The sequence below is a fragment of the Terrimonas ginsenosidimutans genome (assembly GCF_022012415.1).
GTDB classification, from domain to species: Bacteria; Bacteroidota; Bacteroidia; order Chitinophagales; family Chitinophagaceae; genus Terrimonas_A; species Terrimonas_A ginsenosidimutans.
In genome coordinates, this window is the sequence record NZ_JAKLTR010000013.1 from 80,997 (window position 1) to 106,191 (window position 25,195).

Here is a 25,195-nt window from a genome sequence, read left to right on the forward strand (position 1 = left end):
ATGAAAAAGATCAGAGCTTTTTGGGTTATTGCAATGCTGACGGCGAGTGTAGTTTTACATGCGCAGGAGGCGGGAATCATCGAGGAGTATATTGAAAAGTATAAAGAACTGGCGATCGCAGAAATGCAACGCACAGGCGTTCCTGCTTCGATAAAACTCGCCCAGGGAATTCACGAAACGATGGCCGGCACCAGCGTTCTGGTCCAGAAGTCAAACAACCATTTCGGGATCAAGTGTAAGTCCAACTGGGCCGGTGAATCTGTGTCGCATGACGATGATGCGAGGGGCGAGTGCTTCCGAAAATATCCTGCTGCCGAAGACTCTTATAAGGATCATTCCAATTTTCTGAAGAATAACCAGCGATATGCAGGTCTTTTCAAACTTGATCCACTCGATTATGAAGGTTGGGCCAATGGCCTGAAAAAAGCGGGATATGCCACCAATCCTAAATACCCCGTGATCATTATCCGCCTAATAGAAACCTACAAATTGCAGGATTACAGCCTGATCGCCCTGGGGAAAATGGAGCGGTCTGACATTGCTGCCGGTGGCAACACACCAACAGATAGCTCAACCACAGCCGGAGAAAACGCTTCTCAGACTACACCAGCGGGTGATGATGATCCCGGGCAAATGGAACTTGCGCCGGTGAGTTATCCCGCCGGCGAATTCCGGATCAACGATACCCGCGTGATCTATGGGGCGAAAGGAACGCCAATGCTTGTCATCGCCCAGCAATACAACGTTCCACTTGGACGCCTGTTTGAATTCAATGAAATGGCACAGGTAGAAACATTACCTTCTGATCAGTTGGTATACATCCAACGAAAACGTTCTAAAGGGCACAACGAGTTCCATATTGTCAGGGCTGGCGAAACGCTTCGCGATATTTCTCAGACCGAAGCAATACGACTCGAATTTCTGCTGGAATACAACCAACTGAAGGAACATATGCGACCAGCAGCAGGAGAAAAGTTGTATCTCCGCGGTCCGGCCCCATCTGTACCTAAACTTGCAAAAAGGGAATCTAACTAAAACGAAACTGTTCAGCCATGGCCTTGATCAAAGTACTTGATAAGTCTTTCGAACCTTATCTCACGGAAGAAATGATACAGCAACGGGTGAAAGCACTCGCGGCACAGATCAACGAAGACTATGCCGGCAAGCGCCCCTACTTTGTAGCGATCCTGAATGGCTCCTTCATGTTCGCCTCAGATCTGTTCAAGCACCTGACAGTGGATGCGGATATCTGTTTCATTAAACTTGCCTCTTACAAAGGAATGCAGTCTTCGGGGAAAGTGCTTACTTCCATCGGCCTGGACGAAGACCTGTTTGGTAAAGATGTGATCATCGTTGAAGATATCGTGGACACTGGCAAAACCCTGCATCACTTCCTGCCGAGGCTGGAACACCAGCAACCTCAATCGCTGCGCATCGCGACTCTGCTCCACAAACCTGAAGCAACCGAGTTCCCGCTTTCCCTCGCCTACGTGGGCTTTGAGATCCCTAACAAATTTGTAGTGGGATACGGGCTTGATTATGACGGGCTGGGACGGAATCTTAAGGAGATCTACCAGGTAAGCGAATGAACGCTAGTGGCCGCGAAAAGTGCGACTGCGGGCTGATTTCAGGGGTAATTCCATAAAAATGTATGACTTACAATTTTTTTCCTACTAATTGCGTTAATTAGCCGTGATTTGGGTTATTCGCAAAGGTTCGCGTTAGTTCGCGAGCATTCCTGTTTGCTCTTATTCCGATATGTTTTGAAGGCCGCCGCTTCCATATTTATCTATCTGCTTTGTTTGGGCTCGTCATTATCTGCACAGCAATACTATTTGCGTGGAGAGGTGAAAGACGAGGCGGGCAACGTTTTGCAGAACGTGGTCATTACCCAACTGCGCACAGGCTATCTTTTCCGAAGTGGATCTTCCGGCACTTTTGGCATTACTACTAACTTTTTGCTGGATAGTTTTCAGTTTGCTCATCCCGGCTATCGAACGGAGAAAGTGGCGGCGAATGCAGAGGCATTCCTGTCGGTGAAATTGAAAACAGCACCCGCTTCAGCGAACTCTGCAAGGCCCTATAAGCTGCTTTCACTGACAAAAGGTATGTTGAAGGAAGATCACCGGAGATGGTTTGCCGGTGATGAGACCTATGTAAGCATCGTCGAGAACCAGTTCGTAAATGCGAAAGGTTATCCGTCCACAGGCGTATCGCTGAATGTTGATCGGGCTTCCTACAGTAATATCCGCCGGTTCATCACGCTTAATTCGATCGTACCTCCGGACGCAGTGAGGGTGGAGGAGATGCTGAACTACTTTAACCTCAATTATACAGAGCCAAAACCGAAAGATCTGTTTTCAATACAGACAAAAGTGACCAACTGTCCCTGGAATCCGGCCAACCAACTCTATTTCGTTAACCTGTCTGCCCGTAAATTGAACCTTGATACCCTGCCACCTAGCAATCTTGTTTTCCTGATCGATGTATCCGGATCGATGGATATGACCAACCGGTTACCGCTTCTCAAGTCTGCCTTCCGGATGCTGGTCAATAACCTTCGTGCAAAAGATTCTGTTTCGATCGTCGTGTATGGCGGCGTTACAGGAATTATGCTTGATGCAACCAGCGGCGCGGATAAGGAAAAGATCATCAAAGCCATTGATGAGCTGGAGCCGGGAGGAACCACTCCGGGCGAGTCGGGCATTAAGCTGGCGTACAGCGTAGCCAAAAAACATTATATGGCGGGTGGAAATAATCGCGTCGTGCTGGCTACTGATGGTGATTTTAATGTTGGGTTACGCTCCGAAGCGGATCTTGATACATTGATCTCCACGCATCGTCAGTCAGGCATCTATCTGACCTGCCTTGGTGTGGGAATGGGGAACTATAAAGACTCCAAGATCCAGACGCTGGCAAGAAAGGGTAATGGAAATTTTGCCTATCTGGACAATTTCGCCGAAGCAGAAAAAGTATTGCTGAAAGAGTTTACACAAACACTGTATTCGGTCGCGGATGATGCTTACCTGAACATTGAATTCAATCCCAATTATGTCAGGCAATATAAGCTGATCGGCTTTGATAATAAGGCCGGAGCTCTCAGCGATACTTTGGCAGTGATCGAAGGTGGAGAGATCGGTTCCGGTTATTCCATGATGGGTGTTTTCGAGATAGAACCTACCCTGAGAACAGATACGGTTATGATCGAACGGATGGCACAACTCAAGCTGCGTTATAACCTGCCAAGGGATTCTGTGGAGAAAGAGTTTTTATACAATAGCTACTACAACTTCGAACCTTTCGATAAAGTAGATCAATGTTATCGCTTCTCTTCAGCGGTGGCTATGTTTGGTTCGATGCTGCGCGCATCAGCAGTATCAAAAGCCCTCAACTGGAATGATCTTGTTTTGCTGGCCAATGCTACCGCCAATCTAAATGATATCAACCAGCGGGAATTCGTATCGTTAGTGCAACAGGCAAAAGTGCTGTACTCCAAAAAACGTAAGAAGCAATCAGGAAACTGATCTTAGGTATAGTTTAAAAGTTTAAAGGTTTAATAGTTTAATGTTACGCTGGTAACTTTTAAACTATTAAACCTTTAAACTTTTGAACTTTTGGACCAAGCTGGAAGCTCCAACCTATCAATGGTGGTGATGCTGATGCGCTTCCACCATTTTCGTAAACTCTTCTGAGCTGATTGCTCTATCCGTAGGATTGATCTTTGTTTCTGTCCATTCAAACACTTTCTGTGTTTGAATACGGTTGTAAGCATCCTCCACGTATTTACGGTCTTTCATCATTTTCTCGATGTAATCCGCTACCCATGGTTGATCGCCAACACCGGCACCCATACCGCCCATATAGCCCATCAGTTGCTGTTTTGCAAACTCACGAACCTCTTCCGGTGTAGCCTGGATATTATTTTCCTGAACGATCTTATCAGTGATCAGGGTCCATTTCAGTTGATTCAGGAAAGTTGGGAATTCATTTTCAACCTGCTCGTCACTTTTCTCTTCCTGTTGTCCTTCCGTACCCTGCGTCTTGATCCATTTTTTCAGGAAAGCTTCAGGGAAACTGATAGAAGTATGGTCAGTCAGCTGATGAAACAGCTGATCGTGGATCTGATTTCTTGCCTGTGAGTTCCAGTAAGCCTGGATCTCTTCTTTGATCTTGTTGCGGAAGTCGGCTTCAGTTTTCACTTCGCCGCCGGGATACAATTGAAGGAAGAATTCTTCATTCAGTTCTTTTTTCTCCAGCAGACCGATCTTGGTGATCTGGATCTTGAAGTGCTTTTGTGCGGCAGCAGGATCATTTTTATCAAGACCGAGATCGCTCAGGATGAACTCCAGTTCTTTCTCTTCAAATGCCTTGTTCAATTCAACAACCACATAATCATTAACAGTCTTACCGATCAGACCTGCGCGGAAGTCCTGTTTGAAATATTTTACGAGGAGAGAATTCTCTTTTCTGATCCCGCCCTCGATCTCGTTGGCGTTTTCGTCAACTTCGGAGAAGGTTACGTTCAGGATGTTTTCTTCATTGGTAACAGAGCCCTGATCCTGCGTATTGCCATAACGCGTTTGCAGACGCTCCAGCTCGTTGTTCACCATTTCATCCGTAACATCAACCACAAAACGGTCGATTTTTGCAGAGCCGAGGTCCATCAGCTGGAACTCAGGTTTCAAACCGATCTCGAAATGGAAACTGTAATCTGCGGGGTTCTGTACGTCCAGCTGGCGAATATCTGTATCCAGCGGAAGGGGCTGTGCGAAGATCTCCACCTTGTCATTCTGCAGATAACCGATCAGTTCACGGTCAACAGAACGCAATACTTCGTCTGTGAACAGAGAAGGACCATACATTTTTTTGATCAGTCCCGCAGGAACCATGCCCTTACGGAAACCAGGCATATTTGCCTTCTTGCTATAATCTTTGAGTGCTTTTTCGAAAGATGGCAGGTAATCCTGCTTTTCCAGCTTCACCGTCAGCTTCTCATGGAGCAAGCCGATGTTTTCTTTAGTAACTGTAGCCATGACGCTTATTTAAAAGTTTAAAAGTTCAAAAGCTTAATAGTTTAGAAGTTTACAATAAACCCTTAAACTTTTAAACCTTTGAACTTTGTTTGTCCGGATGGAGGGACTCGAACCCCCAAGCCTCGCGGCACCAGATCCTAAGTCTGGCGTGTCTACCAATTTCACCACATCCGGTTCAGGTAAGGAGCCATCACTCAATATGGGCGATGTCACCCCGGATTTAATCCGGGGTGCAAATGTAGGTCTTTTCAATGAAAGAAAACGCCCAGTTTTTTCGTAAATTCGTATGTACAACTCTACGGATGGAAACAATCGCGAAAACGCCCACATATAATTTGAATGAAGAGCAGGAGAGGAAATTGATTCTCAGGGAGTATCGTTCACTTTTGCGGTCCCTGAAAGCTAAGATCAAGCCGGGAGACAAGGATCTGCTCCGAAATGCTTTTGAAATGGCGGCGGACGCTCACAAGACCATGCGGCGGAAAAGCGGTGAACCTTACATCCTTCATCCGCTGGCCGTGGCCAAGATCTGTGTGGAGGAGATCGGTCTTGGCGTCCGCTCAACTATTTGTGCCCTGCTTCATGATACGGTGGAGGACACGGATATTTCCCTGGAAGATGTCGAACGCGAATTCGGGGCGGAGATCGCAAGGATCGTAGACGGGCTGACCAAGATCTCTAATGTGATCGACGTAAATGCTTCAGCACAGGCAGAGAACTTTAAAAAGATCCTGCTGACGCTCACCGATGATCCCCGAGTGATCCTGATCAAGCTGGCCGATCGCCTGCATAATATGCGTACGCTCGAAAGCATGAAACGCGAAAAACAGCTGAAGATCGCTTCCGAAACAGTATATGTCTACGCTCCACTCGCTCACCGGATGGGTCTTTATAATATAAAGACCGAAATGGAAGACCTGGCCATGAAATACATGGAGCCGGAAGCATATAAAGACATTGCACAGAAACTCGCGGAAACAAAACGGGAACGGTCCAAATACATCAACGAATTTATCCGGCCTATCAAGGAAAAGCTTGAACGGGCCAATTTTAAGTTCGAACTATACGGCAGACCCAAAAGCATCCATTCCATTTCCAATAAAATGAAGAAGAAAGGAGTGGACTTTGAAGAAGTATATGATCTCTTCGCTATCCGTGTTATCCTCGACTCTCCCACAGAAAGAGAAAAAGAGGATTGCTGGAAAGTATATTCCATGATCACGGATGAATACACGCCGTCGCCGGAGCGTCTGCGCGACTGGCTGAGCAATCCCAAGTCGAACGGTTATGAAGCACTTCATACCACCGTGATGGGCCCTCAGGGTAAATGGGTGGAGGTGCAGATCCGTACAAAACGAATGAATGAGATCGCTGAAAAAGGTCTTGCAGCGCACTGGAAGTACAAAGAGGGAACAGCCGATGAAAGCCGCTTTGATAAATGGTTCCAGCAGATCCGCGAAGTGATCAGCAACCAGGAAGCAGACAGTATCGATTTTCTCCAGGAATTCAAAACAAGCTTCCTCGCGGAAGAGATCTATGTATATACGCCTAAAGGCGATGTAAAGATGCTGCCGGTTGAATCAACGGCGCTGGACTTTGCATTTTCTATCCATAGTGCCATCGGTTCAAAAACCATCGGGGCTAAAGTGAATCATAAGCTGGTTCCGATCAGTCATAAGTTGCGCAGTGGAGATCAGGTTGAGATCATTACCAGCAATAAGCAAAAGCCTTCTGAAGACTGGCTGGGCTTTGTTGTAACGGCAAAGGCACGCGGCAGGATCAAGGATGCGCTGAAAGAAGAGAAGCGCGCCATTGCTGATGAAGGAAAGTATGCTGTACAAAGAAAGATTGAAGGCCTTGGCGCTGCCTTCAGCAAAGAGAATATAGAAGAGGTTGTTCATTTTTACAAACTCCCTTCCCAGCTCGATCTTTTTTACCAGGTAGCCGTAAAGAATATCGATCTGAAAGATCTGAAGGAGTTTACGGTCATCGGGGACAAACTGGAGCCCCCACGTCCGGTAAAAACAGTACAGGAATTCAAGCAGGAATTCTCTCCTAATCATCATTCCAATAAGAAAGATGCGGAATTGATCATTTTTGGTGAAAGCAGTGACCGTATCGTGTATAACCTGGCGAATTGCTGCAAACCCATTCCGGGAGATGATGTATTCGGATTTGTAACAACCGGCAAAGGATTGACCATTCACCGGACGAATTGCCCGAATGCGGCAAAGCTTCTGGCAAACTATGGACACCGGGTCGTAAAAACCAAATGGGCGAAGAACAAAGAGATCTCCTTCCTTACTGGTCTTAAGATCGTGGGTATGGATGACGTAGGTGTGATACATAAGATCACCAGCCTGATCTCGGGAGAAATGAAGATCAATATCAGCGCGCTTAGTGTGGATGCGAGAGAAGGGCTGTTCGAGGGAAACATCAAAGTCTTCGTGCATGACAAGGAAGAACTGGATGAATTGGTTCAACGCCTGAAGTCGCTTCCCGGCATCGAATCTGTTGAACGATATGATACGGAAGACGCTTCAATTTAACACCAGTAAAGGATAGTAAAACATTACGGATTAAATATTGCCTTGCCGCCTTTTCACTTTACCGGTATTTTTCGAGTGGGGGAAAGGATTGTAAACAAATGTGCCCTGTGATACCGTACAGGTTGGTTTAAGCGAAACAATCAGGCAAAAAAGGCTGCTTCCGGCGGTAATTGCAGGTCAGATAATTTCAGCTATCTTGTTACTTGTTTACCCTACACCAAACTGCGCACGACTATGAGACACATTTTCAGCAGGCTCTTGTTTATATGGAGCTTTTCTTTTTGCTGTTGCGTGTCTCTGTATGCCCAGGAGAACTTTACGGGTATCAATGATTCCGTCATCAACCTCGGATGCAGTCAAAGCTGCGCTTCCCTGAAATTCCAGGTACCGCACCTGAAAAGCAGTGATGAATACACCTTGACGAGTATTCCGTTCAGACCTTATGCATTTACCACGCCAACAGGCAATGCATTAAACCTCGACAAAGATGACAGGTTCACAGATGTTATAAACCTTCCCTTTCCCATCTGTTTTTATGGTGCTGCGTCATACGACAAGATCCTCGTTGGATCAAACGGGATTTTGACGTTTGATATCTCCAATGCAACTTGTTTCAATGCGTATAAGATCGACCTTCCCATTCCTTCCGCCGGTACCGGAGACCAATGCGCCGAAGGAACTGTACCTGAGCAGCTTTCCTATTATCCACGGGCATCTATCATGGGGGCATATGTTGATCTTGATCCCGCACAGAAGATCAGTGGTCAGCGGATTGAATGGCGATTAGAAGGTACTGCTCCGTTCAGGCGCTTTGTGGCCAGCTATAATAACATGGCCGTTTATGGCAATGCCAACTGCAGCCAGACTAACCCAACAACGTTCCAGATCGTGGTCAATGAAGGGACTTCCGTGATTGAAGTATTTATCGCCAGGCGTACCTGTGCTCCCGGGGCCGGAAGTACACGAAATGCGATAATTGGCATTCAGAACTGGGACCGTGATAAAGCGGTGACTGTTCCCGGGCGCAACGCCACCGAGTGGACTGCTGAAAAGGAAGCATATCGTTTTATCCCTTCAGGTGTTACTTCAAGATTCGTCAGATCGGAACTGCTGGATTATAGTGGAAATCTTCTGGAAACGGCTACTGCAAGTGAAGTCACGCCAGGCCTCATGGATATCCAGTTCCCAAACAAATGTTTCAATAACCCTTCAGAGAAATTTATCGTCCGCACTACTTACAGCGGAGAATGCGGCAGTCCGACTCCGATTGTAGTAATGGATACGATCACCGTAAATACAGGTACCATACCATTGGCATTTACTGCTACGAACAGCGGTTGCGCTGTGGGCTCAGGGTCGATCAAAGCCACCATTACGCCAATTAGCGGAGTGACCGGGCCTTATATCTATACGATCAATCCCGGTGCAATCTCCATCAGCAGTAATAACACGGAGGAAACATTTTCCAATCTGGAGCCGGGACATTACAGCCTGACGGTAACGAGCGCCAATGGTTGTTCCAACAATGTTCCGGATATAGAAATTCTGACAACCAATACATTTGATGTAACGCATTCGGTCAATCCACCAAGTTGCCTCGGTGCGCAGAACGCCAGCATTACATTGACGCCACCCGCCGGCGGAGGTCCTTATACATATACGATCAATGGAAGTCCACGGCCAACAAACGTGATCACCGGTCTGCCTGCCAGCGGACCTTACCAGATCAATATCACTGCAGGAGCCGGTTGTTCAGCAAGCGTGATCGTTCCCATGATCCCTCAGGGTAGCGGCGCACTAACCGGAACCGCCACAGGAACCAGTACAACCTGTGCCGGTCTTAGCAATGGCAGCATTGCAGTTACGGCAACCAGTGGCAGTGGCCCTTATCAGTATTCTATTGACAATACGAACTGGCAACCTTCAAATGTATTCACCAACCTGGCGCCGGGCAACTATTCCGTTTTGATAAAGGAAGGCCCTTGTACTTCCGCCGCAATTCCTGTTACAGTAAATACAGGTAGTGGATTAAATATTACGGGAACGGCAACACCGGCATCCTGCCAGGGCGTGAACAATGGAACGGTTACTATTCAATTGTTGAATGGGACCGCACCATTTACGGTGTATCTGAACCCTTCCACGGTACTTACTGCAACGGGGTCATCCGTCGTATTCAACAACGTGGCTGCAGGCTCATATAATGTAATGGTTACAGATGCCAATGGATGTTCAACGAATGCCCCAGGCTTCACGGTGAACGTTGGTGTGGGTGGCGGCTTTACTGCTTCTTCGTTGATCACAAACGTTTCCTGTTTCAATGGTGCAGATGGAAGCATCGTTATCACACCGGCAGGAGGGAGCAGTCCTTATTCGTTTACGTTGAATGCGGGTGTGCCGCAAACCGGTGCCAATGCCTATATATATAATGATCTTGCAGCAAATACCTATTCGGTGTTCATAAGAGATGCTGTTGGTTGCACCTTTGATCTGAATGGCCTTCAATTGACCCAACCTGCGGTGCTGGCCATTCCTGCTCCTGTAGTTAAGGCTCCACTTTGCTCCGGCGCAAATGATGGAGAGGTGGTAATAAGCCCCACTGGCGGAACCGCCCCTTTTACTTATAGTTTGAACGGAGGTGCATTCCAGGCAGCCAACACGTTTAAAGTAGCAGCTGGCAACTATACGGTCACCGTATCGGATGCAAAGAACTGCACTGCAACATTGAACAATATTATGGTTAGCGATCCTCCCCCGGTCAGTGCGGCAATTGCAACTGTCTCAAATGCGACCTGCGAAGGTGGCGCGGATGGCGCGATTGAGATCACTGCATCAGGCGGCTCGGCAGGCTACCAGTATAGTTCTGACGGAATGAATTTTCAGACATCCAGTATTCTGCGCGTAAAGCAGGGCACATATACGGTTTTCGTAAAGGATATGAATGGGTGCAGTATCTCCATTACCAATGTTGTGGTTGGTCTGACGAATACACTCACTTACACCCCTCAAACGGATCCTGCTCCGATCTGTGAAGGAACGGGCGTTACATTGCAGGTCGTTTCGAATGCAACATCCTATACATGGTCTTCGAACCAATCGTCGGTCATTGGCAGTCCGTCGGCATCTGCCACTTCAGTACAACCACGGGTAAACACCCTGTTTACCGTAAACCTTCAATTGGGCGTTTGTACCGCGCAGGATGATGTAGCTGTACAGGTGCTTCCTGCACCGGTTGCGAATGCTGGTGATGACATAGAGATCTGCTTTGGCCAGGACTCCCGCTTGCAGGCCAGCGGTGGTATCAGTTATGAATGGAGCCCGCCACGTTTTTTATCTGATCCGACTGTGGCCAGTCCGCAAGTGATCCAGCCGGACAGGACCATGACTTATGCTTTAATGGTCACCGATGCGAACCAATGCCGGTCACTGGATCCGGATCAGGTTACTGTTAAGGTGATTCCACCGATCGAAGTGGATATTTTTCCCGCGGATACAGTTGTGTATGCCGGGGCTCAATTTCAGTACCGGATCAGTTCGATCGCGACCAGTTATTCCTGGACCCCGGCTACCGGCCTCAGCAATCCCAATATCGCCAACCCGGTGATGACAGCACCGGCTAATGACGGCGCAACGGTCCAGTTCAGGGTTGAAGCATCAACCGATGCCGGCTGCAAGGGCCTGGGAACGGCCACCGTGAGGGTTTATAAAGGGCCGGACATTTATGTAGCCAATGCATTTTCGCCGAATAATGACGGCAAAAACGATGTTTTTCTGCCGATCCCTGTCGGGATCAAAGAATTAGGGTATTTCCGGGTATTCAATCGCTGGGGGCAGCTGATGTTTTACAGCAAAACGCTTCGTGAGGGCTGGGATGGCCGCTTTGCCGGCCTCGAACAGCCGACAGGTGTTTATACCTGGATGATCGAAGCAACCACCCAGGATGGGCGGAAAATCGCCAAAAAAGGCACAGTCACCCTTATCCGTTGATAAATCCGGAGCATTTGGGAATAAAAAAAATAATTACCCTCGGGATTTATTCGGTGGCTTTTTACAGAGAGCTTATTTTTGCGACTTCTAAAAGCGACTTAAATACAACCCTCCAATTTTATGGTAGACGTTTTACTTGGCCTCCAATGGGGCGATGAAGGAAAAGGAAAGATCGTAGATTACTTTGCAAAGGACTACGATGTAGTGGCCAGGTTTCAGGGAGGTCCGAACGCGGGCCACACACTCTATGTTGGCGACAAAAAAGTGGTACTCCACCAGATCCCATCAGGTGTCTTTCATGCAAACAAACTTAATCTTATCGGAAACGGTGTGGTGCTTGATCCGGTTACACTGAAAAAAGAGTGCGACACTGTTGCTTCTTTCGGAGTGGATCTGCGTAAAAATCTTTTTATTTCTGAACGTACTCACCTGATCCTGCCAACGCACCGTGCATTGGATAAAGCGGCGGAACTGTCAAAAGGTACGCAAAAGATCGGGTCAACACTGAAAGGGATCAGCCCGGCTTATATGGATAAAACCGGTCGGAACGGACTTCGGGTTGGCGATCTGCTGGATAAGAATTTTACTACCGCTTATATCAAACTGCGCCTGAAACATCAGAAGTTGCTGGACAACTACAATTTCGCAGAAGATATTTCCGTTTGGGAGGAAGAATTTTTTGAAGCAGTTGAGTTCCTGAAGCAGTTGAACATCGTGAATGGTGAATACTTCATCAACGACCAGATCAAAGCCGGTAAAAAAGTTCTTGCGGAAGGCGCACAGGGTAGCATGCTCGATATCGATTTTGGAACATTCCCGTTCGTTACCTCTTCCAATACGATCTCTGCGGGCGTTTGTAATGGCCTCGGCGTTGCACCGCAACTGATCCGCGAAGTGTACGGCGTTACAAAAGCATACTGCACACGGGTTGGTAGCGGACCTTTCCCTACTGAACTGGAAAATGAAACCGGAGAAGAGCTGAGAAAGATCGGTAATGAATTTGGTGCAACAACCGGCCGTCCCCGCCGCTGTGGCTGGATCGATCTAGTTGCGCTCCGCTTCGCCTGCATGGTGAACGGTGTCACAAAGATCGTAATGACCAAAGCTGACGTACTGGACGCATTCAAGGAATTACAGGTATGTACCAGCTATAGCATTAACGGTAAGGAAAGCCAGGAAATTCCTTTCCGGTTAGACAGATTGCCGGTGAATCCAGTATACAAAAGCTTTCCGGGCTGGAATTCCCCAAGCAGCGAGGCCAAATCTGCTGCGGAATTACCTGAAACCATGAAAACTTATGTTTCGTTTATTAATGAATATCTGGGAGTTGAAGTGAAGTATATCTCAAATGGCCCTGGTCGGGACCAGATCATTCTCGTAGATTAAAAAAAGCACGAAAAAAGTATTTAAAAATTTGGCGAATTAAAAACTTCGCTGAAATTTTACACCCATAACCCTAGTTAGATATGGCATCAAAATCCGACAAGGAAAAGAAAGTTCCGGGAAACACTGCAAAGAGCGAGTCTGAAAAAGAATCAGCTAAGAAAGCATCTCCAAGACCTAAAAAGAAGGAAGAGGATGATGATGATGACGATGATTTGGACGAAGACTTTGAAGACGAGACTCCAAAGAAAAAAGGAGCAAAACCTGCTGCATCATCTAAAAAGAAAAAAGAGGAAGACGATGATGATGACGACGATGACGATGCAGGCAGTGACGAAGATGAAGTTGATGATTGGGATAAAGTTGAAGAAGAGGACAACTGGGATCCCGACTTCGATGAATTCGACGTGCCTAAATCAAAAGGTAAAAAGACTGGTGCAGCCGGTGCTGGCGGAAGCGCAGCAGGCGGAAAAAAAGCTGCTGATGATGATGACGATTTCAAAGTCGACGATGAGTTCAAAGATATGTTCAATGATAGTGACGACTTCGGCGACGAAGAAGACGATTATTAATCTCTCCTTTTACCAAGCTAATTACTCTGAATACTTTAATATTTCCGGTAAATGATTTCCGGCAGATAAAAGAAAAAGTGTTGAACTGGTTACAACAGTTCGACACTTTTTCTTTTCTGGATAATCATCAATACCAGATCGAACCTCATACACAGGAGTGCCTCATTGCTGCTGGTGTCAAGGAGCGTTTTGACCATTCCGGGAAAGGATTTCTTCATACACTGCATGAGTTTACCTCCCAATCAAAACGCTGGTTGTTCGGACACCTTGGCTACGATCTGAAAAATGATCTCGAACATCTTTCTTCCTCACATCCGGATCATATCGGCTTTGCCGACCTGTCTTTCTTTGAACCGCAGATCGTCCTTCGGTTAAACGAAACCACTCTCACAATAGAAGCAGAAGATCCGGCGGGTATTTATCTCGATATTCAAAACACAGCTGATATTTTTTCATCTGCAGATATCAATTCATCACTAACTGTGCAGCAAAAGTTCAGTCGTGATGAATACCTTTCGGTGATCAGGAAACTGCAGCAGCATATCCTTCGTGGCGATTGCTATGAAATAAATTTCTGCCAGGAATTCTTTGCGGAGAATGCACAGATCGATCCTTTCCGGATCTATCAGAAACTCAGCAGCATTTCTCCTAACCCATTCTCCGGTATATACCGGCAAAAAGACAAATGGCTTCTTTGCGCAAGCCCCGAAAGATTTATCAAAAAGGAAGGGCAAAAGATCTTGTCGCAACCGATCAAAGGCACAGCAAAGCGGGCACTGTCTGACCAGGCAACCGATGACCAGTTGAAAAATGATCTTTATCTGAACCCCAAAGACCGCTCAGAAAATGTGATGGTGGTTGATCTTGTAAGAAATGATCTTGCAAAAGTGTGCGAAGAGGGTAGCGTTAAAGTAGATGAACTATATGGCATCTATTCATTCCCCCAGGTACACCAGATGATCTCTACGATCAGTGGTGTTCTGAAACAGGATACCTCCTTTGCTGATATCATCGCCGCCACATTCCCCATGGGCTCCATGACCGGCGCACCGAAAAAACGCGTGATGCAGTTGATCGAACAATACGAAAAAACAAAACGCGGAATCTTCTCTGGCGCTATCGGCTATATTTCACCTGATGGTGATTTTGATTTTAATGTTGTGATACGAAGTATCCTTTATAACAGTTCTTCACGATATGTCTCCTTTCTGGCAGGTTCTGCCATTACATTTTATGCTGATGCAGAAGACGAGTGGGAGGAGTGTATGCTGAAAGCATCCGCGATCAAGCAGGTACTGGACGTGGAATAGCCGAATAAGTTAATCGCCCTTTGCAAACCCGCAATCCCGCGTGGCGTTCCTAAAGTCCACATGGTAATACTTTCCTCACTTCCCTTCGAAGCAACCCTTGTGGGTCCTCCCTGACAATTTGCCTGTATTATACTAGTTTTTAAGCGTTTAAGCGCCAAAAAAATCTTGTGGTATGAAGTTTGGAATTGAGCTTGCGTAAACTAAAACGTTAAGTATGGTACAAAGAAGAAAACTTATTGCAGGCGTTTTTGCCCTCGCAGTAATGATGAGCAGTTGTAAGAGTTGGAATAAGACACAAAAAGGTGCAGCAATCGGTGCGGGCGGCGGAGCCGCAGTAGGCGCAGTAATCGGTAAAGCATCTGGTAACACGGCCCTCGGAGCGATTATCGGAGCAACCGTTGGTGGTGTGACCGGAGCAGTGATCGGAAGAAAAATGGACAAGCAGGCAGAAGAGATCAAAAATGAAGTGCCTGGCGCAAAAGTAGAAAGAGTAGAAGAAGGTATCGTTGTTGAGTTCAATAACAAGATCCTCTTCGGCTTTGATAAATCAGATCTCGGCGAAAGCGCAAAAAGCAATTTGAACGAACTGGTAAATGTTCTTAATAAATATCCCGATACCAATATCGAAGTACAGGGGCATACAGACAATACAGGAACAGAAACCTATAACCAGGGCTTATCCGAACGCCGTGCAGGTTCAGTAGCAACCTATCTCCGCTCACGTGGCGTAAGTTCTTCCCGTATCATCACAAAAGGCTTTGGCTTAACAGCTCCAAAGTATGATAACTCTACTGAAGATGGCCGTTCTAATAACCGTCGTGTAGACTTCCTGATCACGGCAAATGAAAAAATGAAAGCGGACGCTAAAAAAGAAGCTAACGCGAACTAACGCAATGGCTTTCGATCTTATATAAATTTTATTTTACTAAACAAATCAATTATGTATGGCCGTTGCGATCAATAGTGAGGATTCATACTGATCGCGGCCATCCATGTACTTAAATTCGTGTGTATGAAAACAGCTAAAATTCTTGCAATAGCCGCTTTAACTCTTTCCGGCTTTGCCGTATCCGCCCAGCAAAAAACTTCTTTCGGTATTCGTGGGGGAGTAAATTTCCAGAATATCAATGGCGATGATGCTTCCGGTGGAAGCCTTGACAATAAACTGAAAGTAGGATTCCTCGCTGGTGTAAATGCCGAGATCCCTGTTGGCATTGACTTTTATGTACAACCAGGTGTACTGTATGCAGTGAAAGGAGCAAAGAATGATATTGGCGATACAAAAGTTAATCTTGGTTATGTTGAAGTGCCCGTTAACTTCCTGTATAAACCAGAGCTTGGTACAGGACATCTTTTGCTCGGTGTTGGTCCCTACATCGCATTCGGTGTGAATGGTAAGATCAAATCAGGCGGTAGCGAAGAAGATATTAAGTTCAAGAATACGGTAACTGTGGCTGAAGCTGCTGCGGATCCTTATCTGAAGCGCATTGATGCCGGTGGTAACCTGCTGTTCGGTTATGAAATGGCAAACCATCTTTCCATACAATTGAATGCTCAGTTGGGTATGGTGAAGATCAACCCTAAAGTTGAAGGTATTTCTAACGATCAAAGCTCTTGGAAGAATACTGGCTTTGGCGTTTCTCTTGGATACCGCTTCTGATCAGCCAAGTGATTTAACTAAATAAGATTCTTACCGCCTTACGGGCTTACCGGTTACCGGCGAGCCGGTAAGGCGGTAAATGTTTTTCTGCATTTGGTTTGTAGTACCGAGCTGAGTTAAACGACTAACATCAAATATAAAGTCATTGCAATCGTACGTGTTAATTACAGGGAAAGAGTTTTAGCAGTTGAGGCAGTAACCATCAAAGGGGGAGCTTCAGAATTAATTTTTAAACTAAAAAGGCCCCGGCAGATGGAACTGCCGGGGCCTTTTTAGTTTCTTCGTCGAATTACTGTTTGCTGAAGCTGTAATTGATATAAAGTGGTTTCCCTTCAAAACTTACTTCAGATTGCAATTGCATGGATGTTTCACTGGCTGATACCAGTTTAAAACGATACCCATCGGTTACATTTTTTGGCTTAACACCTCCCGGCAGGATCTTGTACTGAAAGATCACCTGGTCTCCACTTTTCTGATAAGACCAAACGATATTCCGCTGACCGGGTGTGCAACCTGCTGCTGATGCATTGATCGTATAAGAGCCATTGCCGTTGTTGGGAAGCGACCAGGTACTTCCTGTCAGACATGCTTCACTTCCTTCATCCAGTAAAGTGATCTTTACTTTCTGCCCGGAGGGAACACCATCATACGTAATTGTATTTAATACCCAGTTCCCTTTTACATCTTCCCGTTGTGCCACCGGTGAACTGACTTTTTTTGAAGATGAGCAGGATACTGCCAATAATGCACCTGCAAGGAACGGAGCGATTTTTCTTAAAGTAGTTTGTGCCATAAAATCAGGGTTTTGAGATTTGTTACTCAATATAGATATCTGGAAAATATTATGCCATTACGCGCATTGATAAACGCGAATTGCGCGAATTGGTTCCTGGTAAAGAACCGATCCGCGCAATCCGGCTATTTATTTCACGTGATCCGGGTTATTTAATTCGTGTTACGGGGAAGCATGGATGCTTGCGAACCCGCATCAGGGTTAAGCAGGAGTTCCATGCATTCACTCAGGATGGTGAATTTCTTGGAAAGAAAGATCTCCATCTTTTCATTGGGGAGGCGTAACTCATAACGTCCATTGGTAGCAATGAGTTTGTCAAAATTCGGGTTGATCTTATTGAAGGCCTGCGCGTCCATGGCAACATGCTTTGCGATCACTGCCGAGTTGTACCGGCCTGTGATCATTTGCGCTTTTGCATCTGCGAAAAGTGCGGCGTTGACAGGCGTGTTGAAATTGACCTGGCTGGCCTCTTCTTTTGTCAAAGTAGTTATGCCGCCTTCACCTTCCATGATATAATGCGTAGCGATAAATTTCTTTACATGATTACGGGATTCTGCCGGCAGGTATTCCTGCAGCTCCCAGAAGTCCTGACTGCCGCTTTTCTTGATAGCCGCATTTACTTTCCCTGGTCCGCCATTATAAGCAGCAATCACCAGCAGCCAGTCACCATACAGCTCAAATAAACCATTCAGGTATTTTGAAGCGGCGTGCGTGCTTTTAACGAAGTTGCGGCGCTCATCTACTTTTTTTGTGATACGCAATCCCATGTTGCGGCCTGTTGCGGGCATGAACTGCCATGGACCAACTGCTCCGGCCCAGGAGCGTGCGTTGCTCTTGAGATTTGATTCGATCACGGCGAGATATTTCAGTTCTTTTGGCAATCCGTGAGATTCAAGGATCTCGTCCATCATGTCGAAGTATGGCTTGCCCGAAGTCCGTAAAGCTTCCATGCTTTTTCCGTAACGGTCAATATAGTCCTCAACAAAAGAAATAGCTTGTGGATTAAGCTGCTCTGCATTGATACCATTGACCAGCGTGGCAGACTCAAAAAGATCACGAAACCCGTCTTTCGGATCGGCAGGTGCGTGCAAAGCTACTGGTGTAGCTAACGTATCTTTTTTAGTGATATCAGTCGTGTCATTGGAAGAAGGCTTTACCTGGATTGGTAAGCCCTTGTCTGTACCCGCATAAACAAAGCTCATGGAGGCCAGGGAAAGCAGGCAGGAGATCCCGATTTGTTTTAACATCACAGCGAATTTGTTTTAATGCCCTGACAACTGAATGAGAATTGCCAGTTTTTAACATCCGCTAATTAAAAATTCAAAGTAAAAAGTAAAAAAGCATCCCGCTATCGGCACTTTTTCTTACCTGTTAGTTCTTACTTTTTAATTAAAGGAGGTTGGTTAATTAATAAATTCCGCAGACATATCTGGTTGCTCGAATATCGCTCTGTCACTTACTCTGAAAAGCTCAGCAAAGATAACTCTTGAAGGCGGTTCGTCATCGCCTCTAAGCGAAAAGGATGCCATGAAAGGAGACATGGTTAGCTTGGGTCTGCCCCGGTTTTCCCTAATGCCCTTACTATTAATAGGTTGTAAAATGGGAGGATACCTGCTTTTTTCTAAGAAAAACATAGATTCAGAACAGACTATTCTAAGTGTATGATAATCAGTTCAATACTATATCGTAATATTTTCTTAAGGTTTTCAGGCAGATAGACCGGGTTGGGCTTATGGTTATCACCTGCCAGAGGGCTGTCTTATGGCATATCTGGCGATAGAAGCCTTCTGACAGCAGTTGTCCGCGCAGGAATAGCGAATAAGAACCTATTGAGTCATAACCTGCTCGGAGAAACGAAGCAAAGACAGTTCATCGAATCGTTTCGTCATTACCTGCAGCCCGAAGGGCATGCCGTTACTATGAGTGAAAAGAGGCAGGGAGATTGCCGGAATGCCTGCCAGGTTAGCCATTACCGTATAGATATCAGCGAGGTACATGGCTATCGGATCTTCCATCTTTTCCCCGATTCGGAATGCGGTGGAGGGGGTAGTAGGGAGAAGGATCACATCAAAATTGTTGAAGATCTGCTGGGTTTGGTCCACCAGCAGTTTGCGGACTTTCTGAGCCTGTGTGAAGTAAGCATCATAATAACCGGCACTCAATACAAAAGTACCGAGCATGATCCTGCGTTTGACCTCTCTGCCGAATCCGGCCGAACGGCTTTCTTTGTAAAGTTCGTTAAGGTCAAGCCCTTCTGCTTTGCTCCGGTAGCCGTATTTAATACCATCAAACCGCGAGAGGTTGGAGGAGGCTTCTGCTGTCGTCAGCACATAATAGGCCGGGACGATATGATCGATCAGCTTAAATGCAACAGGTTCCACTTCATGTCCCTGTTCCTTCAGCTTTTCGGCCAGATTTTTTATGGCAGAGGCGATCTCCGGGTCAAGGCTTGGATGGTCCAGCGCTTCGGCAAGATAGGCGATCCTGTATTTTTTATCGGTCTGAAGAAGGCTTGCGTAGGCTTCAACTGGCTGATGGGACACGGTGCTGTCATACTCATCAGCACCGGCCATGACTTCAAACAGGATGGCGACATCGGGAATATTTGTTCCGAATACACCGATCTGATCAAATGAAGAAGCGTAGGCGATCAGGCCATAGCGGGAAATGCGGCCGTAGCTTGGTTTCATTCCAACAATCCCACATAGGTCGGCGGGTTGCCTGACAGATCCGCCCGTATCACTTCCAAGAGACACCATGCAAAGCCCGGCCTGCACTGCAACCGCAGAGCCGCCCGACGAACCACCAGGGATCCTCGATTCATCTCTTGCGTTCAGCACTTTCCCATAGGATGAATTCTCATTGGTAGAGCCCATAGCAAACTCATCACAATTCAGGTTGCCGATAATGATGGCTCCCTCTTCGAGTAAACGAATGACAGCTGTTGCGGAATAAATGGAAGTGAAGTCGCGAAGGATCTTTGATGCGGCCGATACTTTATGCCCTTCATAGCAGATCACGTCTTTCAGCCCGATCACGACTCCGTGGAGCCGGCCCATCGTTGCGCCATTGCTTCTTTTTGCATCCAGGTCTTTGGCCTTTTGAAGAGCCTCTTCTGCGTATACGTCAATAAAGGCATTCAGGTGGCGGGTGGCTTCGATGCGCTGCAGGTAGTGTTCGACGGCCTGAACACAGTTTACCGTTCCCTCACGAAGCGCTTCATGATACTGCCCGATAGATGAAAAAACAAACAAAGCGAGATGGTTTTCAAATTAAAAAGTAAAAATTAAAAAGTAAAAATCAAAAGAGCCTGCCTGGGCAGGAGCTTTTTTAATCTTTACTTTTTAATTTTTAATTCAGAGAAGCGTCTGAACTAGGGATTCTTAATATCGTTAGTGTGATCTTCTATTTCTCTTTTTACATTGGTTTTTGCGTCATTGAACTCACGTACACCTTTACCCAGTCCACGCATCAGCTCAGGAATTTTACGGCCACCGAAAAGCAGCAGCACGATGATCAGGATGATGATGATCTCGTTTGTTCCGAGCACACCTAATAAATTAGCTTGTATCATAGTCATTTGAAGTTAGAGGTCAAAGATAGTGATTACTTAGGGTATATTAGATACGTTAACCGGAGAACAACCAGATTGCAGGGGCAAAAATAAAAACCCCGGATTGGATTCCGGGGTATACTCCCAGACATGGTCCGGGAAATATGATTGAAATATCTTATTTCGCTTTTTCAGAAGAAACAGCCATGCGTTTCTCACGGATACGTGCGCTTTTACCGCTACGGCTACGCTGGTAGAACAGTTTAGCACGGCGTACAGCACCTGTTTTGTTCAGAACAACAGAATCAATGTTTGGAGAAGCGAATGGGAACACACGCTCAACACCAACACCGTCAGAGATCTTACGAACGGTAAAGCTAGCAGTAAAGCCAGAGCCTTGCTTTTTGATCACGTCGCCTTTGAAAGACTGGATCCTTTCTTTATTACCCTCGATGATCTTATAATTCACGGTGATATTATCACCTGCCTTAAAAGCGGGGAATTCTTTCTTAGTGCTCAGCTGCTCATGTACAAATGCAATAGCGTTCATGACTCTCATTTTTAGGGATTGCAAAGGTAGGGGAAATAATTAAAAAGTCAAAAGTAAAAATTAAAAAATGTCCGTTTCAAACAGAATGCTCTGATCGAAACGGACATTTTTTAATTTTTAAAATTATCTCGCGACGTTCACGGTCCGTTTTTCACGGATCACCGTAACCTTGATCTGGCCCGGGAATGTCATTTCCGTCTGGATCTTCTGGGCGATCTCAAAGGAGAGTTTCTCAGAATCACCATCCGTAACTTTATCAGCTTCAACAATTACACGCAATTCACGGCCAGCCTGGATCGCGTAGGCTTTTTCCACACCATTATAGGTCATGGCAAGGTTTTCCAGGTCTTTGATACGCTGGAGGTATTGTTGCATGATCTCGCGGCGGGCCCCGGGTCTTGCGCCGCTGATGGCGTCACAAGCCTGGATGATCGGGGAGATCACGTATTGCATTTCAGCTTCATCGTGGTGAGCAGCAATGGCATTTACCACCGCCGGGTTCTCACCATATTTCTCCGCCAGCTTTGCTCCGAGGAGTGCATGGCTCAGTTCACTTTCTTCATCAGGTACTTTACCGATATCATGCAGAAGACCAGCACGTTTTGCCAGTTTAGGGTTCAGGCCCAGTTCTGCAGCCATCGTAGCGCAAAGATTCGCTGTTTCGCGGCTGTGCATCAGCAGGTTCTGTCCGTAAGAAGAACGGAAGCGCATACGGCCTACCATTCTTACCAGTTCTTTATGCAGGCCATGGATGCCCAGTTCGATCACGGTTCTTTCACCGATCTCCATTACCTGGTCTTCGATCTGTTTGCGGGTTTTTTCCACCACTTCCTCGATACGGGCGGGGTGGATCCGGCCATCCGTTACAAGACGCTGAAGGCTCAGACGGGCAATCTCTCGGCGAAGTGGGTCAAAGCTGGACAGAAGGATTGCTTCCGGGGTATCATCCACGATCAGGTCAACACCTGTTGCTGCTTCGATCGCGCGGATATTACGGCCTTCTCGACCAATGATCTGACCTTTTATCTCATCACTTTCGAGGTTGAAAACGGTGATCGAGTTTTCGATGGCCTGCTCAGCAGCAGTCCGCTGGATCGTCTGGATGATGATCTTACGGGCTTCTTTGTTTGCTTTTTGCTTGGCATCATCGATGATCTCCTGTTGCAACGCGAGCGCCTGCGTGTGGGCTTCATTCTTCAGGCTTTCCACGAGCTGGCTCTTTGCTTCATCGGCAGAAAGGCCTGCTATTTTCTCCAGCCGGCGGATATGCTCTTCCTGATGCTTTTCCAGCTCAGTGCGTTTGATGTTCACCAGGTCGATCTGACGATTAAGGTTCTCCTTGATCGCTTCATTCTCCTTGGTCTGCTTATCGATATTAGTTTCTTTCTGGTTGACACTCTGCTCTTTCTGACGGATCCTGTTTTCAGTGTCATTGATCTTACGGTTCCGGTCATTTACTTCCCTGTCATGAGCCGCCTTCAGTTGAACCAGTTTTTCTTTTGCTTCGAGTTCTTTTTCTTTCTTCAGTGTTTCAGCCCTTAATTCTGCTTCTTTCAATAGGGCTTGAGATTGAAGCTCAGCTTCCTGAATCTTTTTTGACGTGTCTTTCGCGAAGATGAATTTCCCCGCTACAATGCCCACGACCAGGGCAACTGCACCGATGAGAACGGGTATGATAGAGTCCATGAATTTCTAATTTAAAATAGTCCAGTTTGATATAGTTAAAGCTGCGATACATAAAGCTAGCAGCCACCCGGTTATGCCAGGTAACCGGCGAATATACAAATTAACGTAAATCTTCGCGAATGGGCGAGAATAAACGCGAATCGCGGCGAATATTGGGGGATTTATGTGGTTTCAGGCTATTAATTGAGTCCCTGCTTTGGTTGGGGGATGGTCGATGACCGAAGACCGATGGCCGATGACCGATGACCGATGGCCGAAAATACATATACCTAATAGTGTCAATACCCTATACAAATTAGCAGCGAGAGCTTCCATTCAAATGCGGTCATCGGCCATCGGTCATCGGCACCCGGCTATCGGCCATCGGCCATCGGTCATCGGCCATCGGTCAACGGTCAACGTCATTGGATTTAAGGCCAGCCAGGAGAAATGATCCTATAAACAAGGAGTGCTAAAATGATCAATAAGATCAGGGTGTTCCGCCCGGTCTGGCGTCGGACAGTGGTCGGTTTAGTAAGCGGCAGCGTTGATCAGCGGGGATAGAACCTGGTGGCAGCGTCGAAACCGGCGATATTCCCCTACCGGGGTGCTGCGCGAACACAAAAACTCTCAAAAAATTGGGGTGAAGGGCTTAAAACACGGTGCGGCAAGCGCGAAAACGCCTGGTGTTCGGTAATTCCTCCCCGGATCCTCCTCTTTGCCTCCTCTTTGCCTCCTCTTTGCTTCCCCGAAACCTCCTGTATTTGTCCCCGGAAACCGGGGAGGCATAGAAAAGGTTTCGCAGAAACAACGAAGAGATAAAGCGGTCGGAGCGAGGCCGTGGATAAGCAATGGAAAGGCCGGGGGCTTAAACGGGCAAGGACCGGGCTGTTTGAAACGATCCGGATGCTACTATAAATACGGTCTCTCTGCGTAAACCCACCAGTCATTTATCCGCGCTTATATACCTGTCCGCTCATTCCTGTCCACCCGCGTCCAGCAGGCTTTCCAGGGCATTCAGCTTATCGGCCAGCGCTTCTTTCTGGATATCGTTATTGGCAGTGTGACTCTGTTCGGTAGCCAGCCAGATGAGAACCATAGCGATATAGTCCTGCATATCCTTACCCGCAAAATGGGTTTTGAACTCGACGATCTTATCGTTGATGATCTTAACGGTCCGGCGGACCACTTCCTCATCCTTGGGGTCAAGCTTGATCCGGTAGTTTCGGTCGCCTATCACGACGGAGGCGGCAATTAAATGATCCATACCTATTGCATTTTTAAAAAACAGTATCTATTTTACAATCCTTGTTAAATTTTAACAGGAAATTGTTCCAAATCCTATTCGTCCCTAGTGATGTAAAACCAAACTACAGAACCATGTTTGCCAAAATTAAATCATCGTTCTTTATCGATGCCCTTCAGTTCGAACTGATCGCCCTCAATGGATGTCTCCTCAGAGGTGTTCTCAAAGATGATAGTGGTAGTGTCTGCAGCGTGATGGAAAAAAACATTGACGCTGAAAAAATATTTACATGGCAGGGATTGAATGATCTGCCTTACGGCCGCTATACGCTTGAACTTTTTCAGGGTGGTGATGAGATGAAGATGAATTTGGTGAAGAGAGTGTAAGAGTTTGTTGACAGTTCACCGCTGTCCGGGCCGTCAGCCTTTCTGCGTTTCGGAACTCCGTCAGTCGGAGCCGAAGTTTTTAGCGAAGGCTGATCGCGAAAGTTAGCGGCAGCTGTGTGTTCTTTTCAAAATTATTCACTCAACATCGCAATACACCGGTCTATTTCCTTGATATAAGTATTCAGTTTCTTTTCAAATTCTTTCTTATCGTTTTCGCTCATCTCGCCATTACCAAGTTGCAGGATGGAAACCTGTTGTTTCAGACTTTCCGCCGTACCCTGGTACTGGCTGACCTGTTTCTGTGCGTTCTCAAGATCCGCCTTTAACTGCTGATTCTCCTTCTGGATAGCGGCATGTTGCTTCAGCAATTGCTGCAATTTTTCGTGTATCCGTTTTATTTGTTCTTCTCCGAGAGACATTTTCGTTTCTGATTGAGGGTTCAAAAAAGCTGCCAATTAAAAAGTAAAAATTCAAAAGTGAAAAATACCCGTCTTAGTCAGTCTATTCT

At 46.5% G+C, this 25,195-nt stretch carries 20 protein-coding genes and 1 tRNA gene; 11 read left to right on the top strand and 10 right to left on the bottom strand.

Annotated elements, in window-relative coordinates:
* From LZZ85_RS19055 to LZZ85_RS19065, 3 genes are all read left to right on the top strand, one after another.
* Positions 1-1,035 (top strand): glucosaminidase domain-containing protein, encoded by a 1,035-nt coding sequence (locus LZZ85_RS19055; protein WP_237874943.1) that lies wholly within the window; start codon positions 1-3, stop codon positions 1,033-1,035.
* A gap of 17 nt (positions 1,036-1,052) precedes the next feature.
* Entirely contained in the window at positions 1,053-1,589 is a 537-nt protein-coding gene (gene hpt, locus LZZ85_RS19060; protein WP_237874944.1) for a hypoxanthine phosphoribosyltransferase, read from the top strand.
* A gap of 213 nt (positions 1,590-1,802) precedes the next feature.
* Positions 1,803-3,524, top strand: a complete 1,722-nt coding sequence (locus LZZ85_RS19065; RefSeq protein WP_237874945.1) for a vWA domain-containing protein — start codon at positions 1,803-1,805, stop codon at positions 3,522-3,524.
* 117 nt (positions 3,525-3,641) lie between these two features.
* Here LZZ85_RS19065 and tig read toward each other — a convergent pair whose 3' ends face one another.
* Together tig and LZZ85_RS19075 are read right to left on the bottom strand one after the other, a co-directional pair.
* Complete coding sequence (gene tig / locus LZZ85_RS19070) at positions 3,642-5,033, bottom strand: trigger factor (protein WP_237874946.1); 1,392 nt, start codon at positions 5,031-5,033, stop codon at positions 3,642-3,644.
* A 92-nt stretch (positions 5,034-5,125) separates the two neighbouring features.
* Positions 5,126-5,207: transfer RNA gene (locus tag LZZ85_RS19075), tRNA-Leu, on the bottom strand.
* Positions 5,208-5,335: 128 nt separating this feature from the next.
* Between LZZ85_RS19075 and LZZ85_RS19080 the strand changes: the two genes are divergently transcribed.
* From LZZ85_RS19080 to LZZ85_RS19110, 7 genes are all read left to right on the top strand, one after another.
* A complete protein-coding gene (locus LZZ85_RS19080) occupies positions 5,336-7,582 on the top strand; it encodes a RelA/SpoT family protein (protein WP_237874947.1) in 2,247 nt (748 codons plus the stop codon).
* Between the two features lie 234 nt (positions 7,583-7,816).
* Positions 7,817-11,569, top strand: a complete 3,753-nt coding sequence (locus LZZ85_RS19085; RefSeq protein WP_237874948.1) for a T9SS type B sorting domain-containing protein — start codon at positions 7,817-7,819, stop codon at positions 11,567-11,569.
* A gap of 120 nt (positions 11,570-11,689) precedes the next feature.
* A complete protein-coding gene (locus LZZ85_RS19090; RefSeq protein ID WP_237874949.1) occupies positions 11,690-12,955 on the top strand; it encodes an adenylosuccinate synthase in 1,266 nt (421 codons plus the stop codon).
* Between the two features lie 80 nt (positions 12,956-13,035).
* Complete coding sequence (locus LZZ85_RS19095) at positions 13,036-13,524, top strand: hypothetical protein (RefSeq protein ID WP_237874950.1); 489 nt, start codon at positions 13,036-13,038, stop codon at positions 13,522-13,524.
* Positions 13,525-13,601: 77 nt separating this feature from the next.
* Complete coding sequence (locus LZZ85_RS19100) at positions 13,602-14,834, top strand: anthranilate synthase component I family protein (RefSeq protein WP_237874951.1); 1,233 nt, start codon at positions 13,602-13,604, stop codon at positions 14,832-14,834.
* 214 nt (positions 14,835-15,048) lie between these two features.
* On the top strand, positions 15,049-15,723 hold the full coding sequence (locus tag LZZ85_RS19105) for a YiaD family glycine zipper/OmpA-like lipoprotein (protein WP_237874952.1): 675 nt from the start codon (positions 15,049-15,051) through the stop codon (positions 15,721-15,723).
* A 123-nt stretch (positions 15,724-15,846) separates the two neighbouring features.
* Positions 15,847-16,494, top strand: coding sequence for a porin family protein (locus tag LZZ85_RS19110; RefSeq protein WP_237874953.1), 648 nt, complete (start codon positions 15,847-15,849; stop codon positions 16,492-16,494).
* 289 nt (positions 16,495-16,783) lie between these two features.
* On the opposite strand, the gene LZZ85_RS19115 is transcribed toward LZZ85_RS19110, so the two are convergent.
* From LZZ85_RS19115 to LZZ85_RS19145, 7 genes are all read right to left on the bottom strand, one after another.
* Positions 16,784-17,287: a lipocalin family protein gene (locus LZZ85_RS19115; RefSeq protein WP_237874954.1), complete on the bottom strand. Its 504-nt coding sequence runs from the start codon at positions 17,285-17,287 to the stop codon at positions 16,784-16,786.
* Between the two features lie 152 nt (positions 17,288-17,439).
* The gene (locus LZZ85_RS19120) at positions 17,440-18,534 is read right to left on the bottom strand and encodes a lytic transglycosylase domain-containing protein (protein ID WP_237874955.1); all 1,095 of its coding nucleotides are present in this window, start codon (positions 18,532-18,534) and stop codon (positions 17,440-17,442) included.
* Positions 18,535-19,113: 579 nt separating this feature from the next.
* A complete protein-coding gene (gene gatA / locus LZZ85_RS19125; RefSeq protein WP_237874956.1) occupies positions 19,114-20,541 on the bottom strand; it encodes an Asp-tRNA(Asn)/Glu-tRNA(Gln) amidotransferase subunit GatA in 1,428 nt (475 codons plus the stop codon).
* Between the two features lie 119 nt (positions 20,542-20,660).
* Positions 20,661-20,861, bottom strand: coding sequence for a Sec-independent protein translocase subunit TatA/TatB (locus tag LZZ85_RS19130; protein WP_237874957.1), 201 nt, complete (start codon positions 20,859-20,861; stop codon positions 20,661-20,663).
* Between the two features lie 157 nt (positions 20,862-21,018).
* Positions 21,019-21,390 (bottom strand): 50S ribosomal protein L19, encoded by a 372-nt coding sequence (gene rplS / locus LZZ85_RS19135; protein WP_237874958.1) that lies wholly within the window; start codon positions 21,388-21,390, stop codon positions 21,019-21,021.
* A 123-nt stretch (positions 21,391-21,513) separates the two neighbouring features.
* Entirely contained in the window at positions 21,514-23,076 is a 1,563-nt protein-coding gene (gene rny, locus LZZ85_RS19140; RefSeq protein WP_237874959.1) for a ribonuclease Y, read from the bottom strand.
* 955 nt (positions 23,077-24,031) lie between these two features.
* Positions 24,032-24,322 (bottom strand): cell division protein ZapA, encoded by a 291-nt coding sequence (locus tag LZZ85_RS19145; protein WP_237874960.1) that lies wholly within the window; start codon positions 24,320-24,322, stop codon positions 24,032-24,034.
* Positions 24,323-24,435: 113 nt separating this feature from the next.
* Here LZZ85_RS19145 and LZZ85_RS19150 point away from each other — a divergent pair, with 113 nt between their 5' ends.
* Entirely contained in the window at positions 24,436-24,687 is a 252-nt protein-coding gene (locus LZZ85_RS19150) for a hypothetical protein (RefSeq protein ID WP_237874961.1), read from the top strand.
* A 131-nt stretch (positions 24,688-24,818) separates the two neighbouring features.
* Here LZZ85_RS19150 and LZZ85_RS19155 read toward each other — a convergent pair whose 3' ends face one another.
* Entirely contained in the window at positions 24,819-25,106 is a 288-nt protein-coding gene (locus LZZ85_RS19155; protein ID WP_237874962.1) for a hypothetical protein, read from the bottom strand.
* Positions 25,107-25,195: the final 89 nt, after the last annotated feature.

What these genes read in the sequence shown, in the direction of transcription:
- LZZ85_RS19155 (WP_237874962.1), bottom strand. Translation starts at nt 25,106, where the DNA reads ATGTCTCTCGGAGAAGAACAAATAAAACGGATACACGAAAAATTGCAG.
- rplS (WP_237874958.1), bottom strand. Translation starts at nt 21,390, where the DNA reads ATGAACGCTATTGCATTTGTACATGAGCAGCTGAGCACTAAGAAAGAA.
- LZZ85_RS19130 (WP_237874957.1), bottom strand. Translation starts at nt 20,861, where the DNA reads ATGATACAAGCTAATTTATTAGGTGTGCTCGGAACAAACGAGATCATC.
- LZZ85_RS19115 (WP_237874954.1), bottom strand. Translation starts at nt 17,287, where the DNA reads ATGGCACAAACTACTTTAAGAAAAATCGCTCCGTTCCTTGCAGGTGCA.
- hpt (WP_237874944.1), top strand. Translation starts at nt 1,053, where the DNA reads ATGGCCTTGATCAAAGTACTTGATAAGTCTTTCGAACCTTATCTCACG.
- LZZ85_RS19120 (WP_237874955.1), bottom strand. Translation starts at nt 18,534, where the DNA reads ATGTTAAAACAAATCGGGATCTCCTGCCTGCTTTCCCTGGCCTCCATG.
- LZZ85_RS19080 (WP_237874947.1), top strand. Translation starts at nt 5,336, where the DNA reads ATGGAAACAATCGCGAAAACGCCCACATATAATTTGAATGAAGAGCAG.
- LZZ85_RS19110 (WP_237874953.1), top strand. Translation starts at nt 15,847, where the DNA reads ATGAAAACAGCTAAAATTCTTGCAATAGCCGCTTTAACTCTTTCCGGC.
- rny (WP_237874959.1), bottom strand. Translation starts at nt 23,076, where the DNA reads ATGGACTCTATCATACCCGTTCTCATCGGTGCAGTTGCCCTGGTCGTG.
- LZZ85_RS19150 (WP_237874961.1), top strand. Translation starts at nt 24,436, where the DNA reads ATGTTTGCCAAAATTAAATCATCGTTCTTTATCGATGCCCTTCAGTTC.
- LZZ85_RS19055 (WP_237874943.1), top strand. Translation starts at nt 1, where the DNA reads ATGAAAAAGATCAGAGCTTTTTGGGTTATTGCAATGCTGACGGCGAGT.
- LZZ85_RS19105 (WP_237874952.1), top strand. Translation starts at nt 15,049, where the DNA reads ATGGTACAAAGAAGAAAACTTATTGCAGGCGTTTTTGCCCTCGCAGTA.
- tig (WP_237874946.1), bottom strand. Translation starts at nt 5,033, where the DNA reads ATGGCTACAGTTACTAAAGAAAACATCGGCTTGCTCCATGAGAAGCTG.
- LZZ85_RS19145 (WP_237874960.1), bottom strand. Translation starts at nt 24,322, where the DNA reads ATGGATCATTTAATTGCCGCCTCCGTCGTGATAGGCGACCGAAACTAC.
- LZZ85_RS19090 (WP_237874949.1), top strand. Translation starts at nt 11,690, where the DNA reads ATGGTAGACGTTTTACTTGGCCTCCAATGGGGCGATGAAGGAAAAGGA.
- LZZ85_RS19085 (WP_237874948.1), top strand. Translation starts at nt 7,817, where the DNA reads ATGAGACACATTTTCAGCAGGCTCTTGTTTATATGGAGCTTTTCTTTT.
- LZZ85_RS19095 (WP_237874950.1), top strand. Translation starts at nt 13,036, where the DNA reads ATGGCATCAAAATCCGACAAGGAAAAGAAAGTTCCGGGAAACACTGCA.